This is a genomic window from Brevundimonas sp. ABV4_179, assembly GCF_056311945.1.
Window position 1 is genome coordinate 259,477 of record NZ_CM149976.1, and the last position, 17,864, is coordinate 277,340.

Annotated in this window: 14 protein-coding genes; 4 read left to right on the forward strand and 10 right to left on the reverse strand. The window is 66.5% G+C overall.

Annotation, left to right across the window (positions count from 1 at the left end):
* Positions 1-131: 131 nt before the first annotated feature.
* Positions 132-1,019, forward strand: a complete 888-nt coding sequence (locus ACYX4P_RS01310; RefSeq protein ID WP_312595150.1) for a hypothetical protein — start codon at positions 132-134, stop codon at positions 1,017-1,019.
* A gap of 29 nt (positions 1,020-1,048) precedes the next feature.
* On the opposite strand, the gene ACYX4P_RS01315 is transcribed toward ACYX4P_RS01310, so the two are convergent.
* Positions 1,049-2,389: a hypothetical protein gene (locus ACYX4P_RS01315; protein ID WP_191554967.1), complete on the reverse strand. Its 1,341-nt coding sequence runs from the start codon at positions 2,387-2,389 to the stop codon at positions 1,049-1,051.
* 148 nt (positions 2,390-2,537) lie between these two features.
* Entirely contained in the window at positions 2,538-3,872 is a 1,335-nt protein-coding gene (locus tag ACYX4P_RS01320) for a tyrosine-type recombinase/integrase (RefSeq protein WP_191554966.1), read from the reverse strand.
* A gap of 347 nt (positions 3,873-4,219) precedes the next feature.
* Here ACYX4P_RS01320 and ACYX4P_RS01325 point away from each other — a divergent pair, with 347 nt between their 5' ends.
* Entirely contained in the window at positions 4,220-4,828 is a 609-nt protein-coding gene (locus ACYX4P_RS01325) for a DUF433 domain-containing protein (RefSeq protein WP_291537800.1), read from the forward strand.
* Positions 4,825-5,256, forward strand: coding sequence for a type II toxin-antitoxin system VapC family toxin (locus tag ACYX4P_RS01330; protein ID WP_035305778.1), 432 nt, complete (start codon positions 4,825-4,827; stop codon positions 5,254-5,256). The genes ACYX4P_RS01325 and ACYX4P_RS01330 overlap by 4 nt, the downstream gene beginning before the upstream one ends.
* A gap of 5 nt (positions 5,257-5,261) precedes the next feature.
* On the opposite strand, the gene ACYX4P_RS01335 is transcribed toward ACYX4P_RS01330, so the two are convergent.
* The 7 genes from ACYX4P_RS01335 to ACYX4P_RS01365 form a co-directional block, all read right to left on the reverse strand.
* A complete protein-coding gene (locus tag ACYX4P_RS01335) occupies positions 5,262-9,524 on the reverse strand; it encodes a strawberry notch-like NTP hydrolase domain-containing protein (RefSeq protein ID WP_476070177.1) in 4,263 nt (1,420 codons plus the stop codon).
* 164 nt (positions 9,525-9,688) lie between these two features.
* Positions 9,689-11,767, reverse strand: a complete 2,079-nt coding sequence (locus tag ACYX4P_RS01340; protein ID WP_476070178.1) for a ParB/RepB/Spo0J family partition protein — start codon at positions 11,765-11,767, stop codon at positions 9,689-9,691.
* Entirely contained in the window at positions 11,764-12,723 is a 960-nt protein-coding gene (locus ACYX4P_RS01345; protein WP_291537792.1) for a toprim domain-containing protein, read from the reverse strand. The genes ACYX4P_RS01340 and ACYX4P_RS01345 overlap by 4 nt, the downstream gene beginning before the upstream one ends.
* Positions 12,724-12,730: 7 nt before the next feature.
* On the reverse strand, positions 12,731-13,336 hold the full coding sequence (gene radC / locus ACYX4P_RS01350; RefSeq protein WP_052004993.1) for a RadC family protein: 606 nt from the start codon (positions 13,334-13,336) through the stop codon (positions 12,731-12,733).
* 807 nt (positions 13,337-14,143) lie between these two features.
* On the reverse strand, positions 14,144-14,311 hold the full coding sequence (locus ACYX4P_RS01355) for a DUF1289 domain-containing protein (protein WP_081836171.1): 168 nt from the start codon (positions 14,309-14,311) through the stop codon (positions 14,144-14,146).
* A 9-nt stretch (positions 14,312-14,320) separates the two neighbouring features.
* Positions 14,321-15,439, reverse strand: coding sequence for a nickel/cobalt efflux transporter (locus ACYX4P_RS01360; protein WP_271145752.1), 1,119 nt, complete (start codon positions 15,437-15,439; stop codon positions 14,321-14,323).
* Between the two features lie 7 nt (positions 15,440-15,446).
* Positions 15,447-15,722 (reverse strand): metal-sensing transcriptional repressor, encoded by a 276-nt coding sequence (locus ACYX4P_RS01365; protein WP_035308120.1) that lies wholly within the window; start codon positions 15,720-15,722, stop codon positions 15,447-15,449.
* Between the two features lie 70 nt (positions 15,723-15,792).
* Here ACYX4P_RS01365 and ACYX4P_RS01370 point away from each other — a divergent pair, with 70 nt between their 5' ends.
* A complete protein-coding gene (locus ACYX4P_RS01370; protein WP_035308117.1) occupies positions 15,793-17,112 on the forward strand; it encodes an MFS transporter in 1,320 nt (439 codons plus the stop codon).
* 31 nt (positions 17,113-17,143) lie between these two features.
* Here the strand turns inward: ACYX4P_RS01370 and ACYX4P_RS01375 are convergent, their stop codons facing one another.
* The gene (locus ACYX4P_RS01375; RefSeq protein ID WP_035308115.1) at positions 17,144-17,860 is read right to left on the reverse strand and encodes a hypothetical protein; all 717 of its coding nucleotides are present in this window, start codon (positions 17,858-17,860) and stop codon (positions 17,144-17,146) included.
* Positions 17,861-17,864: the final 4 nt, after the last annotated feature.

Consider the following 17,864-nt stretch of genomic DNA (forward strand, 5'->3'; position numbering starts at 1 on the left):
CAGAGACGCTTTGGCCGACGACTGGATGATCGGATCGTGGCTGGCGGCCTCTTCGGATAAGCTCGCTCTTGCGACTCCGAAGTATGGTGGAGCGCATCACCATACGAGGACGGAACATGGGGCGGTTTACGTTGGCTGTCGAAGACATGCCTGAGGACCACTGGGATCTTCTGCTCGCTTTTACGGACCTTATCGAAACCGCGTTGCTCGAACCAAGCGTCAATCTCGAGCCCGCCTACGCATTTCTCCGGCGTCATTTTACGCGCGACACCGGTATGTCCGACCTTGTGCCAGACTTCGTCGAAGACAGCGCGGACCTGCCGGCGCTCACGCGATATCTGGCCAGAACTGGCCTTTCGATTGATGAGCAGATCGCCCACGTGCATGAGGCATTTGAACCCCTCGGCGAATACATGGAGCTCGTTTTTCGCCCGAGATCAACAAACTACGCTCGCACCTTTTGGCCCGACAAACCCAAAGACACGCCATTTGCACCCCTCCCAGGCAGTCTTCCTGTAGCGATCGAGCCAACTCCTTCTTCCTCAGAGGATGAGCCGTTCGATAACTTTGACATGCCGCTTACAGCGCGAGCGCAACGAGTGGTCCGGCTAGCGCCGATTGCTCTTGAAGGTCTGGAACGGCTGATCCGTGATCGGAGCATTCCGGGAGCCTCAAACGCATCTCAACCGCTTCTGTGGGAGGAGATCGACGCTCTCCACAGGCTCCATCGGGAACTCGGCGACCTGCTGCGTTTGGCCCGCGCAGGACGCCCTTTTGAAACCCAATGGGCTGCGGTTAGTGAGCTTTTCCAAGGCGTATTTCGTCTTGGAAAGGAAACTGGAGAACTCTTCGTCAATGGGCTCCCCCCGCTCGCGGCATCCGCCCTCCCCGCGCTAGGTACTTTAAAGGCGTGCGAGGCGATGCTCCATCTGGACACAACTTCTAGCGCGACCATTGCTGCGGGCGTGGTTGCCGGAACCTTTGCCTTGAAACCAGGAACGAAGAAAACATCGACCTAGGTGCGCGCTCATACGATCCGCATCCCCGGTCAGAACCGAAGACCAGGACTCGACTCGGCCTCCTCGCTTACTAAGAGATGATCCGGAAGCGGCCACGGCGTCGCGTGCCGGCCGATACGGTAGGGCGCCATCGACTCCGTCAGCGCCCAGGTCTCATTTCGATCCGTGGTCAGTTCAGGGCGCAAGTAGTTGGCGTATACCCAGCGGAAGCGCGGATTGTCGGGCGTGAACTGGTGGGCCTCTACCATGTTTCGAACGTGCCTGACGGTGTTCACGTCGCGTCCGCCCATGGTCTCGACGCCGACGTGGACGACACCAGGCCGGTCGGCCGGCAGCTGCCGCTCGGCCTTCGCAACCACCTGCCGGAAGTGCTTGGCCTTGTGCCGGATGGCGGCGGGCGAGGAACTTGTCCAGGTCACAACGCTCACACGGTAGATGGTATGGGCGTAGATTGGCCGCTTCTTCGCCGGGCGCCACCGGGCCGAGAAGCTGTGGTCGGCTTCGTGATCGTAGTTGCCGGAGACCAGTTCGATCATCCGGCTCGACCCGTAGAACACGTCGTCATGGGCCATGACCCGGCGCGCCAGATGCCAGGTCGGCGCGGCGATCGCACCGTCCGAGACCTGATCGGACCAGACTGCCCGCTTTTCGCGAAGGGCCGTCTCCACCCGGTTTACGAGATAGTCGGGCGGGACGTCCTGAAGTTCGACCTTGAAGTCGATTGTCAGGATGAAGGACGTGTCCAGGCGCTCCCTCAGGCGATGGACGGGCGCAGCGAGCGCCAAGCCAAGCTGACGCTCTTTGATGGCGTAGGCCGATGGCATGAGGCGCTTGCATTCGATGGCCCAGCGACGAGTGCCCCGGGAGGCATGCAAGTCCGGGGTCGGCGGTCCGCCACGGATTTCTTGTACGAACCGGGTGTCCCAGCCATGCCTGTTCCAGGCTAGGGCGACCAGCAGTTCATAAATGCCGGGCTCGGGCTGGCGCCGATCGCCCGTCATCAGGCGCGCGGCCCGGTCCTCGGCACCCGGTATCGCCCGCAATCGCCCCAACTCCAGGCCGAGGCGCTTCAGGTAGGGAACAGACCGAACCATGGCGTCCGGCACGAAGCTCTCGCGGTTGGCGGCGAAGGCCTCGCCCTGGACGATCCACCACGCCGCGGCGTCGGATGGATCAAAGGGATCGGCGTGTTGGCCTCGCTTCCAAGCTTCGAGCGCCGACGCAAGGTGAGCGCGCTGGACCTCAAGCCGGCCCTCCATTTCACTGACCGGCACGAAGCCTTTCAGCCAATCGACCGCGGCGCGCACGTCTTCGTCACGCCAATCGTGGCCCGTGCGCGGCGCGATCCAGTTTGGGTCGGGGAAAGGCATAGCCCACCATCAACGTTAAAGCTGTGGCGGGGCAAGAGGCCTCTCGTTGGCGGAGGGTGAGTGGCCTGTTGCCTCCGGGCCGCGACCGTCTAACTGTCGGCTGGGAGCTGTAAGGGAGGGTGCTTAAGCGGCAATGATAGAGCAGCGGCTAGAACCTCATGGCCTGGCTCAGTCTCGCTGCCGTCTTGTTCGCCACAAGCTTCAGCGGATCATCGCTCAGGTGCGCGTAGATCTCGGTCGTCCTCGCCTGCTTATGGCCGAGAACCTTTCCGACGAGGAACAGTGACGCGCCATCCGCGATGGCGAAGCTCGCGAAACTGTGCCGGAGGTCATGGAGTCGGACGGTCGTTAATGACCGGACTTCGCGAAGGTCGCCGCCCAGGTCGTGGATCCGCCGATGCAGGATCGCATCCGCTCTTGCCTTGACCTTGGTCCACAGATTGGGGAGGCCGACGAAGTGGCCGTCTCCCTTCAGGGCGGGCAGCACCCAGGGCGATCCCGTGCCAAGCGCCGGCGTCGTGTCCCCCGAGTTGTGGCCCCTCGACGCCTCGGGAGCTCGGGTCTCGTCCCAACGACGCCGGAGCACCGCGATCGCATCGTCGGCCAGCGGCACGACCTTGGCCCCAGTCTTTGACTCGGGGAGGCGCAGGCAGCCCTTGGACCAGTCGACGAAGTCCCATTGCAGCGTCAGGATTTCCGATTTGCGGCACCCGGTCAGCATCAGCAGGCGCACCGAGTCGGCCATGACGGCGTAGCGCTCGTCCTCGCGCTCAAACTCCGCCAAGGCCTCGGCGAGCGCGGCAATTTCCCGCTCGGATAGGTATCGCTCCTTTCGGATCGTTTTGAACCTTTCGACGCCTTTGGTCGGGTTCTTCTGGAGATACTCGGCCTTAATCGCGAACTCGTAGACCGCCCCGAGCGTGATCACCGCCATCGCGGCCACGCGCTTGCCGCCCCTCACCTTCGACCGACGACGGTGTCCAAGCATGACGTTTCTGGCCGTCTTGCCCTGAGAGATGTCGAACTGCATCCGCGACACATCCATCGCGGTGACGTCGCGGGCGAGATGCCGGCCGAGCAGCGGCTTGATGTGGCAATCGAACATGATGCGGTTCGTCTCCCAGCTTGAGTCCTTCTTATTCGGCTTCAGCGCGGGTCCCTGCTCGAGATAGAGGTCGGTCAGCGCTTCCACGGTCAGCGCGTTCCTGTCGGCGACCTTCTGGGCTTGGGGATCGACCCCGTCCCTCACGTCCTGAAGTTTCTCGATCGCCCGGTCACGCGCCTCATCAAGACCATACCCTCCGTCGGCCTTGCCAAGGGTGAGCTTCCGGAACCGGCCTCCCAGTCGATAAAAGAGGACATAGCTGCGTCCGCCTCCGGGCCTGACGCGAACTCCAAAGCCTGTGACCTGGGTGTCCCACACGCAGAACTCGGCGGCTGCGGGTTCTAGGTTTTCAATCAGTTTCTTCGTCAGTTTCGGCATCGAACGGCCCAAAAAAGGTAGCGTATGGGTAGCAGAAAGTGCGATTTGCTACCTGTTTCCGCGATTTGCACATCGTACCGGAAAACAGGATTTCTACAATCTTTTCCGTAAGTTGGAACAGAATGAGATGACCTGAAAAGGCATGAAATAGGAACATTATCCTAATGTCAGTCTCCTGGATATCCGAAGCCGTCGGGGAGCCGATCTCCCCAATCCCGCTTCACCCGGAAACTCCCTTCCTCCGCTCCTTTGGACGGTGTTCGGTCGCGCACGCGATCCTGGGTCTCACCGACATTGCCGAACCCACAATGTGATCCTATATTGGATCATATTAGGAGGCTTGTTCGATGTCCGATCCCCAGTGGACTCTGCCCGAAGCGGCGTTCGTCCTTGATCAACCGCTCGACGCGATCAAACGCGACGTCAACCGCCGACCGCTCAAGCCAGAGGCCTCAGGTCCGGCCAAGCGCGCCGTGCGATGCGTCGGCCTGACCGATCTCGTCTATCTCGACATGGTGGCCACCTATCGCCACACCCTGACGCCGTCCGCGCTCGACGACCTCTACGTCGCCGTGGCCAAGGAGCCCGCGCAGTCCGCCAGCGTCTCTGTCGGGCCGCTCATCGTGCAGTTGAAGCGGCATCGGACAAATGTCGCGCAACGCCTGAAGGCGCTGGAGGCCGTGGATCGCGCCATCGAGATCAAACACGGCGCTCCCGTCGTAAGAGGCACCGACATCGAGGTCCATCGCCTGGCGGCGCTCTCGGCAGGCGGAGCCACCGATGAGGAGATCCTCGAGGACTACCCGTCGCTGTCGCTCGCCAAGATCAAGGCGGCGACCGCTTATGCGCGCGCCCATCCCAAATCCGGTCGCCCTTACCCGGCGACGTCGGCGAAGCGCGCGATGCAGGGAGCCGACCTTGGCGGGCTCGAGCCGTTCATGCGGCCGAGGGGATGATCTATCTGCTTGACACCAACGTCGTCAGCCAGAGCAGCAAGCCCAAACCGTCCGCCAACATCCTGGCCTGGCTCCGGTCGGTCGATGACCACGAGCTCTGCATCAGCGCCATGACTGTCCGCGAGTTGCGATACGGAGCGGAGCGGGCGACAGCCGCTGACCATCCTGCCGCCGCGGCGATCACACAGGGCGTGGACGCGGTCATCGCCGCCTATGCGGGCCGCATCCTGCCCATCGACGAAGCCGTGGCCGCCGTCTGGGGCCGGATGCTGGCCGAGCGCGACGGCGACGAGGAGGATACCGCCCTGGCCGCGACCGCGCTGGTCCACGGTCTGACGCTCGTCACCGCCAATATCAAGGATGTGACGGGTCGCGGCGTCCCCCTTCTGAACCCGTCCCGGTCCCCGCCGAAGGCGACGCCGGTCTGACCCGCTCAGGCGGCCTGCCCGTCGAGGACGGTCTGAACCGGATGGCGGCGCAGCACCACCTCCAACACGGTCGGCCGCTCAACCGGGACGAAGACCCGAGCCGTGTAGGCGATGATCTCCACGAAACAGCCCGAGGCGACCAGGGCGTCGCGATCCGTCCGGCCTCCCACCACCTCGATGCGCCAGCGGTCCATAACGCGGGACCGCTTCAGCCACAGCCCGCCCTCCAGCGATAGCTGGACGTTGCGGTCCAGGATCGTGGCGGCGGTTCTCGCGCCGTCCGCCCAAACCTCGGCGACGTCGGTCAGACCCAGGCTCGTCTTCAGAGTTCGAGCCTGAACCTGGTCCAGAACCCGCCCCAGCCAGCGGCGTCCGTCCGGCGCCCGGACCCGGCGAACCGAGCAACCCCGCGCCGGCAACCGGCCCCAAATCGGCAACAGCAATCCCGTGGCAAGCGTCAGTTCGCGCGTCCGCCAAGGGTCGGTCCCGGCGACCTCTTGGTCCCAGACCCGCCGCCAGGTCGAAACCTCCGCTGGCTTCCACGCCGACTCCTCGAACGTCTTCTCGGCCATCGTCTGGCGATCGTCGGGCCGAACCAGCCGCACGGCGGTGATCAGGCGGTTCTCGTCCGTCGAGGTGGTCAAGCCGAGTTCCGCAATCGCGGCGCGGCCCGACTTCTCGTTGACGACCAGCTGGTGGGCGACATCCTTCGCCCAAGTCAGGGCGGCGTCGGCGACGAGGATCTCGCGCCTTACCTTGAGCGAGAAGGTCACCAGAGCCGTCTCGGCGCCGGTCGAGACATCGGTCCGGATCACTTCCTGATCCGTGACCTCCAGTTCCTCGGCCTCGATGTCCTCCAGCCCCCGGTCCAGTTCACCGGAGGCGGCGGCTCGATCGAGGATGCCGGACAGGATGCGGTCGAAGTCCGCGAACAAGGCGTTCTGGTCGGCGATGCGCAGCGCCAGAAGCCGGTTCAGGAAGGTATGGATCGGCGGCAGGTCGTCGGAGGGTTTGAGGCCGCCGTCGTCGTCGAGCAGCTTCAAGCTCGTCTTGGCCACGAAGGTCTCAAGCGTCATCGAGTCCAGCTCCCCGAAGGCCAGTGCGCCGTAGAAGACCAGCAATGCCCGGCGCGCCCAAGGGCTCTCCAGATTGTCCTCGGCGCGGAACAGGCCGGCTCCGGCGGTGCGCCGTTCGCCGCGCGTGAGCGCGCCCAGAGAGTCCAGCCGGCGCGCGATCGTCGAGGTGAACCGCTTCTCGCCCTGGATGTCGGTGGTGACGGGCCGGAACAGGGGCGCGGATGCCTGATGCGTCCGGTGGGAGCGGCCAAGGCCCTGGATGGCGGCGTCGGCCCGCCAGCCCGGTTCGACCAGATAGTGGACCCGCCGCTGCTGGTTCGGAGCCGACAGGTCGGCATGGTAGCTGCGGCCGGTTCCGCCGGCGTCGGAGAAGATCAGCACCCGCTTGCGGCCCGACATGAAAGCGTCGGTCTCGGCGCGGGCCGCGGAGGCGCCCCGCCGCTCCACGACGCGACGACCGTCCCTCACCACCACCCGGCGCGACCGGCCCGTGATCTCGGCGACCGCGTCGGTCCCGAAAGCTTCCAGCAGGGCGTCGAGCACGCCCGGCACAGCGGGCAGCAAGGCCATCTTCTCGATCAGGGCCTCGCGTCGGGCCAACGCCTCCTGACTGAGGGCGGGACGACCGTCGTCTATGACCGGGACCATGGTGACATTGCCGTCATCGTCCTCGACCGCCTCCATCAGATGCACGGGAAAGGCCTCGCGCAAATAGTCGAGGACGTATTCTCGCGGCGTCAGGTCGATGGAGAGGTTGTTCCATTCCTCGGGCGGGATCGAGGACAGCCGCCGCTCCATCACCGCCTCGTTTGTGGAGACAATCTGGACCACGGCCGAGCGCTCCGAGGCGAGGTCGTCGCGGATTGACGCGATCAGGCTCGGCGCCTTCAGGCCAGCCAGAAGGTGACCGAAGAAGCGCAGTTTAGCGCCCTCGAAAGCGGAGTGGACCGCGGAAGCCGCCATCGCGCTCTTCGGCTTGCCAGCCTCGTCGCTGAGACCGGTCGCCTTCAGCGCCTCTGCCAGATTGGCGTGGATCAGCTGGAAGGCGTCGGCCCACTGGTCCCATACGCCGACGTCGTCTGGCGTCAGCGGATGGACCAGGGGTTCGTACTCGACGCCCTCGAACGACAGCGATCGCGCCACATAAAGCCCGAGCGCCTTGAGCTCGCGTGCGACCAGCTCCATGGCCGCGACCCCGCCCCGGTCCATGGCGTCCAGGAAGTCGGCGCGGGACATGAACGGCGCTTCGGGCCCGCCCCACAGGCCAAGACGTGCGGCATAGGCGAGGTTCTCGGCCGTGGTGGCGCCCGTGGCCGAGACATAAAGTATCCTGGCGTTCGGCAGACGGTTCTGCAGCGCCAGCCCCGCCATGCCCTGCAGCGAGGCCTTCTTCGTCCCCCGCGCGCCCTTGCCGCCACCGGCCGCGTTGGCCATGGCGTGGGCTTCATCGAAGGCGATGACGCCGTCGAAGTCCTCGCCCAGCCAGGCGACGATCTGGTCGAGGCGGGAGGGACGGACGCCCCGCGCCGGCTGACGCAGGGTCGCGTAGGTGGTGAACAGAATACCCCGGTCCAGCCGGACCCCGTCTCCCTGCTTCCAGCTCGACAGCGGCACGATGTCGTGGGCCCCGCCGCCGATGGCGCCCCAGTCGCGCCGGGCGTCCTCCAGCAGGGCGTCATTGCGGGAGAGCCAGACTGCGCGCACGCGCCCCTGGCTCATGTTGTCTGCGACGATGGCGGCGATCTGCCGCCCCTTGCCGCAGCCGGTGCCGTCGCCGAGGAAGAAACCCCGACGGAAGGCGAACGCTTCGCTTTGATCATCGCGCACGAGCGCCACCTCATGCGGTGCTTCGCCGAGGCGGAACCGGCCGGGCAGGAAGGCCGCATGGGCCTCGCCGGCGTAGATCACCGTCTCCGTTTGGGCGTCGGAGATCCGGCCCTGGTTGAGCACCGCCGGCGGCAACACCGGCCGGTAGGTCGGCGCGGGCGGCGCGACTGAGGCCATGGGCCCGGATTCGACCAGGGGTGAAGGGTGAGGCCGGGGATCGGGCAGGACGATCCGCGCCAGGGCATGCGCCTGATAGAGGCCGACGTCCCGGCCCTCTCCAGCCCAGGGCCGCGCCTCATAGGCCAGGGGTGTTGCTCCGGCCAGGAAGGCCAGTCGGCCTGCGGGAAGGGCCAGCCCGCGGTCGCGCGGCGCGAGGAAGGCGGCGGCGTCCAACGTCAACCGCACGCGCGGGCGGGCGGTGCCGCGATTCGGAAGGCTCGCGAGAATCCGGGCGGTCGCCTCCAGATCCTCGGGTTGGTGAAGAAGGCCGTCCCAGACGGCTGTCCCGCCGCGATCCATAACCAGCAGGCCGGTCTCGACCGAGGTGCCGTGTTTGGCGAAAGCGCGCGCGGGAAACGCCACGGCGGCCACCATGACGCCGTGGCCTTCGAGCACCCGCCTCAGATCGGTGTCGGCAAGGGCGGTGAGGGGCACGATCGCCGCCATCCGGCCGCCGTCCGCCAGAACCTTGACCGACGCGATAAGATGGGCCTGAAGATCCGAGAACGGCGGGTTGCAGACCACGACGTCGAACGCCCCGGCGTCCCCGAGGAGGTCGGGTAGATGGCGGCCATCGTGCCGCCGGCGCGTCGCCTTGGCGAACAGTCCGTCGAGGAGCGCGGCGCGCGTGGGCGCAAGCTCGTTTAACGTCAGGCTCGCCCCGCACGCTTCGGCCACTACGGCCAGCAATCCGGTCCCGGCCGAGGGCTCCAGCACGAGGTCGCCCGGCCGAACCTGCGACGCCAGCACCGCGAGGGCGGCGAGTTGGGGCGGGGTGGAGAACTGGTCCAGCGCGACCTGTTCCTCACTGCGCCGGCTGTGGGTCAGGCCAAGCGCTGAGACCGCGGCGAGCAGAGCGGCGATCTCGGCCGGGGCGTCCTCGAGCCGGGCGATCTGCGGCGCGAGGCGGCGGATCTGAAGCACCGTCGCGCCCTCGATAGCGTCATAGGCGTCGCGCCAGGTCCAGCCGCCCTCGGCGTCGGACGCTCCGAACGCGGTGGTCATCACCTCGGCCACGAGACGTCGATCCAGCGGGCGGGAGCGGGCAAGATGGATGGCCAATGCACGGGCAGCGGCCAGGATGTTGGCGGGGAGATTCCCGACGGCGAGGTCGGCGAACAGCGACAGGTTGCGGATCGTTGACATGGAAGGCTCCGATCGCCTGGAGCGGAGGGCTCCTCCCTCTCGGTCCTCCAGGCTCGCTTCGCCCCGCCCTCCCTTCGTCTCCCCGACAGTCGCGTCGACGCGCACGACGACAGAGAAACACCGTCCCGGCAGGTCGCCGGGGCGGTGTTTCCGTGTGCGGATAATCAGGCGGCGGCGACGTCCAAGGCCGCCTTGCCCGCCGGAGTGACGACGAAGGCGCCGGCCCCTTCGTCGTCCTCATCGACGCCATCGCCGGCGGCTTGGTCCTCGATGTCCGGGGCATCCTGATCGGCGTCGATCGGGGCGGCCCATGACAGGGCGGCCGGAGCCCAGGTCCGTTGCGCGGCCTGTTCGGCCACCCAGTCGACCAGCTCGGTCTTGCGGAGCGTCTTCGCCCGCTCGTCCTCGGCGCCCATGGTGTCGAGCATGCCGGTCAGCAGGCCCTTGGAGTGGGGCTGCAGGAAGGGGGCGTCGGGCGTCCAGTGGAGAGTGATGTCCGCTTGGCAGAGAGCGGCCAGCTCCGCCGCCTCGGCCCGGGCGCTGCGGCGGATGGAGAAGGTCTTCTCCTCCCGGACGTCGAGGCTGATGGCGGTCAACTCCGCCAGCAATCCCATCTTCTCGCCGTGGGCAAGGCCGTGGACCCAGGCGATGACGGTCTCGCCGGACGCTTCCCAGGCCGTGCGACGATCCTCGAGCCGTCGACGAACGTCACCATCCAGAGCCTCGATGACCCGGCTGTTCGCGGGATTGAACCCGCTGGCGGTGATGGCCAAGGCCGAGTCCGACCGCGCGACGTGCGCGCGTCGAACGAGGACGGTGAACAGCCGCGCGATCAAGGCTGTAAGCGCCGCCCCGGGATCGTCGGCCAGCGCGCGGATCAGACCCCGCGTCGCCACATCGGTCCGCACGGCGTGAAGGGCATGGTTGACGCCTTCTGTCTCCGGCTCCGGAGCCTCGACTTCCGGCGGAACATAGGCCGGTGGCGCCGCGGTCCGACGCGCGGCCTCCGGCGCGGCGTCCTGATCCTCTTCGTCGATCTCGGGTTCCTCCGGCGTGTAGCAGCGGACTTCGACGCCTGCCTCCGCGGCCGGCCACAGGACCATCGTGGTCACGACCCGGCCCCCGCATCCAGTCTGGTCTGATGCAATCTTGGCGTGGATCATGTCGACGATCGCCAGATCAGCCACGTCGGGGTGCTCGACGTCTACCAGGGCGATGCGGGCCTTCTCGGTCCGGTCGTTGAACACCTCCCTCTGCGCCCGGTAGCGCGCCATCTCTTCGGCGGGGAGTGAACCGCCATACACATAGCCGAGCGCCTCCAGATCGTCGGGAAGCTCTGGCTCCGGGCCGGCGGTCACGTGAACCGAGATCCCTTCGGCCTCGAACACGGCCGCGATCCCACGTGCGCGACGGGTCCAGACCTCGGTCAGGATGTCGGGGTCGAGCAGGACCGGCGGCAGTTCACCGAACAGATCGCTCTCCGTCCGCCCCCCGGCGTCAGCATAGGCCTGAGGATCGACCAGGGCGCAGCGGCGATCGCGCGTGGTGACCCGGCTGTCGTCGAGCCGCTCCTTCACCCGCCATTCCTGGAAGCCCTGGCCGTCCAGCGTCATCTGGGCGATGTCTTTCTGCTCCTGAAGGTCCGGCAGGCGCGCCAGCAGCCGGGTCTGGCGAAGCGTGATCCGGCCCGCTTTCAGCGCCACCAGAGCGGCCGGCGCGACCCCGGACAAGGCGGCCAGCCGTTTGATCTCGATCTCGTCATAACCGAGCGCCCGCGCCATGGCGGTGATCGTCAGTTTCGACTTCAGCATCCGGCCAATGGCGGCGATGACATCGGCCACATGGACCGGCACGGCGGTGTTGGTCAAAAGCACCGCCGCCGCCTGGCGCGCCGGATCGGTCTCGACATAGGTCCGGACAGGATAGTCCTCGTCGATGTCGCCGGCCTCCAGCAGGCTCGCCAGCGCCAGACGACGACGACGACCGTCTAGGGCCATGAACGGCTGCTCCTTTTTGCCGCGACCGGGCCTGACGGTCACGGGCTGCAACTGACCGGCCGCCTTCAGGGTGGCGGCCAGGGTCGGAATATCGTCGTCGGGCGGTTCGCCATAGCGCAGGTTCTCTCGCGCGATGCCGAGATCCCCGAGGCGGACGATGCGTTCCACGGGCGTGAAGATGACGGCCGGGGTTGGGGTTTCAGGAACAGAGGTTGTTGAGGTGATGACGGGAACGAGGTCGGTCATGAGGTCTCTCCTGCCGGGCGACGGGGGCCATCCCCGTCACTCCGGCGCCCCTCAGAGCCCTCGCTCCCCCTTTGCGACGCCGCCGCGACCGCGACCTCGTTCCAGTCGCCGAACGGCGGCTCGGGCCATGACACCTCAACCTTGAGACCGTCATTCACCAGGCGGCGGCGGAGCCGGGCAGCCGCCGCCTCACCGGCCTCGCCACGGTCAGCGGCGATCAGGACCCGGCGCACCCAGGCGGGCGGGCTCCAGGCGACGAGGTTATTGGCGGCCATAAGAGCCCAGCCGGGAAGACCGAAGCGGTCGATGGCCGACAGGGTCGTGACCACCCCTTCGCCCACCAACATCTCTTCGGCCGCAGGCGAGAGGCGAACGGCCGCGCCGGGCGGGACCTGACCCACAGTCTTTCGGGCCAGGCGCAGACCGCCGGCGGGCAGACCATTGGTCTCGAGATAGGTCAGCTCGACCGCCGTCAGACGATCCTCGGCGTCGCTGACCCGGGCGATCAGAGCGGGACGCACGCGCCTACCACTCTGATAGACCGAGAGTGGCGCGGCCGGGTGCAGCCGAAGATTGGAGACCGCGTCCCCGGCCAGAACGGCGCGCCGCTGTAGATAGAGAGCGGCCGGACCGTGGGGCGGTCGCTCCGTCGTCGCGGTCCACAGACGCGATGCGGTCTCGACGCGAAGGCGCCGGTCCGGTCTCGGCGATGAGGACCGTCCGCGCCCGCCGCCGGTGAGCCGACCGGCGTCATCGATAAAGCCGCGAAGGCGAAGATCATCCCGTGCGGTGCGCCAATCGGCGCCGCCGAATCCGTGGATGATGACCCGATCATCGGCCAGCATCAACGAAACCGAACGGTCCGCCGTGCTGTGGCCGGGTGCGGGGATGCTGGCGCGCGAACCTCCGGCATAGAGGTCGCCGCCCAGGGCGGCGACAATCGCGTGAAGGGTCATGGCCGCCTCAGATCAGGCCGAGCTGTTTGAAGCTCGCCGTACCCTGACGGCCGATGACGAGATGGTCGTGCACTTGCAGGCCGAAAACGCCGGCGGCGTCCACGATCCTGCGGGTCATCTCGATATCGGCCCGTGACGGGGCCGGGTCGCCGGACGGATGATTGTGGACAAGGATGAGCGCCGAAGCCGAGAGTTCCAGCGCCCGCCGGACGACTTCACGGGGGTAGACCGGGGCGTGATCGACCGTGCCTTCGGCCCGGAATTCGTCCCGAAGCAGGATGTTCTTCTTGTCGAGATACAGGGCGCGGAACTGCTCTCTCGGTTCGTGGGCCAGGGCCGAGCGAACATAGGCGACCAGGGCGGACCATGATGACAGGACGGGGCGGCGGCAGGCCTCCGATCGGGCCAACCTGATACTCAGCCGGCGCAACATCTTGAGATCCGTGATCGTGGTCGCGTCGAGCGTGGCGGCCCGCGCCAGCTCGTGCGGATCCGCCGCGACGACGGCGGCGACCGTGCCGAACACCGCCAGCAAGGTCGCTGCAGCCTGCGCGATGTCACGCTCCGGCATGGTGCGTGTCATCAGCAGGGAAAGAAGGGTGGCGTCGTCCATCTCCTGCTCAAGGCCCGGCGACGCCGCGAACAGGTCTCCCGAACGCAGGCCGGAAGGCCTGAATGTTGATGAGGACAAGGGTCGCATCGCGGGGCTCCAGGGGCTGCTGGCCCCGGATCGGGGCGACCACCCCCCGCCCTTCCTTTTTCTCCAATGCCCGTTGGCTAAGAGGGGCGATGGCTTCAGGCTGCGCCCATGAAATGGCTCCTGATCCTCACTGGTCTTCTCCTCGCTCCCGCCGTCGCCCACGCGGATCCGTGCGAGGGCCGTTTGCCTGACCGCGCGGGCGCGTCCTTCTCCGGTCTGGTGCGCTACATCGGTGACGGTGACAGCCTGTGTGCGGGCCCCAACAGTGACCCCTCGACCTGGATTGAGGTCCGGCTGTCGGATTTTAACGCCCCCGAGCTCCACAGTCCGACCGGACGCGCTGACCGGGACCGATTGTCGGGCTTGGTTCGCGGACGTGTCCTGACGTGCGTGGCGGTTCGCGGTCGTAACGGTCGCGTCATCGTCTATGATCGGGTGATTGCCTCATGCCGCCTTAATGGTCGAAGGGTCGGCGACCTGCTGCGTGCCGCCGGTGGACGCGAAGGGGGAGATTAGGACGCGAGCCTGCTGGACCCCGCAAGCCCTGCCGAAATCCAACTTGGAGTGGCAGTCCCCTCGTCCATCCGCGCGCATGTCGGACCCCTTGGCCACTTCCCTTCCGAGTTCCCTGCGAGCCATCAGCTAGGAGGAAGTCGTCGGCTCGCGGGGGCCCAAGGTCATAGGCGGATCGCTGCGGCAAGTATGTGGATGCGAGGCGCCCTACGAGCGTCCCGTCAGGCGACGTCGCAAGTCGCGTTCGATGGTTTTCCTCTGATGCGGAGTGAGTTTGCGCCACCCCGCGACTTCCAACCGCGTGCGTCCACAGCCTGCGCAAAAACCGGAGCGGGCGTCGAAAGTGCAGACATCGATACAGGGTGTCTTGGCCATCCCACCTGTCTACCGGGCCAGGGAGACGACGGCCTGCCAGGTCAAGACCAGGCCGACGACAGCGATCAGAACCCCTGAAAAATAGGGCGCCTTTCGTGCAAAAGCCGCGAAACCTCCCGACCAGCGCTTCTCCGCATGCCGCATCCCGATCGCCGCTGCGACACCGACGGTGACCATGGTCGCCGCCAATCCGATCGAAAAGCACAGGACGAGGGTCGCACCCAAGGCCACCTGCTTCAGCTGCAGGCAGAGCAGCAGGACGGTGATCGAGGCCGGGCACGGGATCAGGCCGCCTGTCAGGCCGAAGAGCATGATCTGCCAAGTGGTCACCTTGCGGTTGGCGAACCGCTTCTTGATGTCGTTGGCGTGGGCGCGTTCGTGGGCGTCCTGATAGCCGGGGTCCGAGACATCAAGCCCGCCGTGGTCATGAGCGTGTTCGTGATCGTGTTCGGCGAACTCGACATCGAACTCGTGGGTGTGATTGCCGTGGCCCAGGACCAGCCTTGCGGTGAACGCATGGGGTTCAGGAATGACGTCTGCCGATTCGAGATAACCGTCGCGTGTCTCGAAGTGGAATGTCTGGACGGAGCCGTCCGCCCGGGTGGTTGCGACGATGACGTCGTCGGCCCTCGGAACCGGCCCTTTCTCCGGAGCGAACCGGAACCGTGGGGGCACGCCGTCCTCGAAGATACTCAGGCTGACGACGCCATGGCCGGTGTCGATCCAGCGCGTCTCGTCGTGGTCATGGTCGTGGTCACGATCATGCTCGTTGTGGACGGCGTTCTGCTCGCGCCATGTGGCGAAGAGCATCCATGCGGCGACACCGAGGATGATCACGGCCGAGGCCAGCTGGAACCAGCCCTCCGAGGCTTCGATGTCGAAAAACTGGCCGAAGTAGAGCCCGGTCAGGGCGATGGCCCAGACGATGGCCGTATGGGACAGCGTCGCCGACAAACCCAGCAGGATCGCCTGCCAGACCGTACCGCGCACCGCGACGATGAAGGCCGCCATCATCGTCTTGGAGTGGCCGGGCTCCAGCCCGTGCAAGGCTCCCAGCAGCAGGGCGGAAGGAATGAACAGCCAGGCATGGGCCGAGCCCTGCGCGAGCAGGTCTGCAAACGGGGTCATCGGCGTCTCACAGGTATTTGGTGATGTCTTTGAACTCGGCCATGGCCCGACGGGCCTCGGCCGGGTCGCCCTCGGCCGCATGGGCGAGGCAATGGTCGATGTGATCGTGGATCAGGGTCTTCTTGGCCGCCGCCACGGCCTTCTCGATCGCATGAAGCTGCTGGGCGAGATCCAGACACGTTCGCCCACCCTCGATCATGGCGATGGTCTTGCGCAGATGACCCTCGGCGCGCTTCAGCCGATTGATGATCTCGGGGTGGGATTCGTGGACGACGTGAGCCATGAGGCTATGCTATCCCCCTGGAGGGGATAAGACCAGCCTCTCTTGGTTACCCGCCGCAGGACGACGTTCGATGTTTTCACCGCTTCGCCATGCCGGTTACCGGCATCTGTTCATCGCCCAGGTCGCGGCCCTGCTCGGCACGGGCATGGCGACGGTGGCGCTGGGTCTGCTGGCGCATGATCTGGCCGGGGCCAATGCCGGCGAAGTCTTGGGGATGGCCCTGGCCATCAAGATGATCGCCTATATCGGCGTCGCGCCCTTCGCGAGCGCCCTGGCGGCCAGGCTTCCCCGCAAGGCCCTGCTGGTCTCGCTGGATGTCGTCCGGGCCTGTGTCGCCGGCGCCTTGCCGTTCGTTGGCGAGGCCTGGGAGGTCTATGCCCTGATGACGGTGCTGTACGTCGCCTCGGCGGCCTTCACCCCGGCGTTCCAGGCGATGATCCCCGACCTGCTGCCTGACGAGGCGGAATACACCAAGGCCCTGTCGCTCTCGCGCCTCGCGGCCGATCTCGAGAGCGTGGCCAGTCCCGTGCTGGCGGCCGTGCTCCTCGCCTTCATGAGCTACAACAATCTGTTCGCCGGGACGTCCCTCGGCTTCGTTATCTCGGCCCTTTTCGTCGTCACGGCTGCACTGCCGGTACTGACGCAGACGGCTCAGAAACCCTTCATCCAGCGGCTCACGGGCGGGGTTCGCCTGTTCGCTTTGACGCCACGTCTGCGCGGTCTGATCGCCATCAGCATCGCCGAGGCCGCCGGCGGGGCCATGGTGTTCGTCAACACGGTCGTCCTGGTGCAGTCCCGCTTCGCCATGTCCGGCCAAGCCGCCGCCTGGGCGCTAGCGGCTTTCGGGGCGGGGTCGATGGCGGCGGCGATCGCCCTGCCTCGCCTGCTGGACCGGGTCGCAGACCGGACCGCCATGTTGTGGGGCGCCGCGATCATGACCCTGGTGCTGCTTGGGGGATCGGTGCTGGCGACCACCTATGTCGCCCTGCTCATCCTCTGGGCCGTCATGGGCGTCGGCTATTCGCTGACCCTCACACCGGCGGGTCGCGCCTTGCGTCGGTCTTCCAACGCACAGGATCGTCCGGCCCTGTTCGCGGCGCAGTTCGCCCTGTCCCACGCCGCCTGGCTGATCGCCTATCCGGTCGCCGGTCTGGTCAGCGCGGCTGCGGACCCCAGCGCGGCCTTTCTGGTGCTGGCCGCCCTGTGCGCGTTCGGAACGGTCCTAGGATTTGTAGTCTGGCCTGCGAACGACCCGACGGACCTGCCGCATCGGCATGACGCACCGGCCGAAGACGATCCGCATCTGGACGGTCAATCCGGAGAGGCGTTGCACAGCCATCCCTTCGTCATCGACGAGCGCCACCCGCGATGGCCGACGACGAAGGAGTGAGCCCAAGGCGGGAGACATCCGACCGTAAGCCTCAGTCGACGAAATCGACGCTCTCGTAGTCGCCCGAGGTTTGAAGCGTGATGGTGACACGCTCGCCGCTGCGGTTACGCCAGAACCAGCCGTGATGACCCGCGAAAGCGGCCGTTAGCACCCCCGTCTCGCGGGCGGAGGTTCCCTTGCTATAGCCGTGATAGGTGATCCCTTGGCCGTCACCATGGGTGTCATAGTTCACCGCCGGGCCACTGGTGGACCAGGTGAAGTTCGCCTTCGCGCCGTCCCCCATGGCCATTTTGATCTCGGCCCCCTCGTCAGGCTCAAGGGTCAGGGACGTGCGATGGCTGCGACCCGCCGATGCGCCATTGGTTGTCGTAGCTGCGGCTGCCGTCTGGGTCGTGACCGCTGGCGGGACGGCTTCGGTCTTGGCAGACCTGGCCGGCTCCTGAGTTGCGGTGTCTGGTGAGCCCACTGGTGCGGCTGCCGGCAAGGCAGGCGCGGTCCTCGTGGATGTAATGACCGCCGCCGTTGAGGCCGCTTCAGCCGCAGCTTCAACGGCGAGTTGGCGCTTGATCCGGCCCATCTCGGTCAGCCCGAAGACCGAGCCGATGCGGGTAGGATCGACGCCGTACTCGGCTGGAAGGACCACGGTGACCAGCAGGGCCGAGGCGATGACGACGGCGACGCCGGTAGACTTGAGCAGCTTGGCCGTCGACGGCAGTTCGGCGGGATCGGGTTGATTGAGATTTTGCATGGAA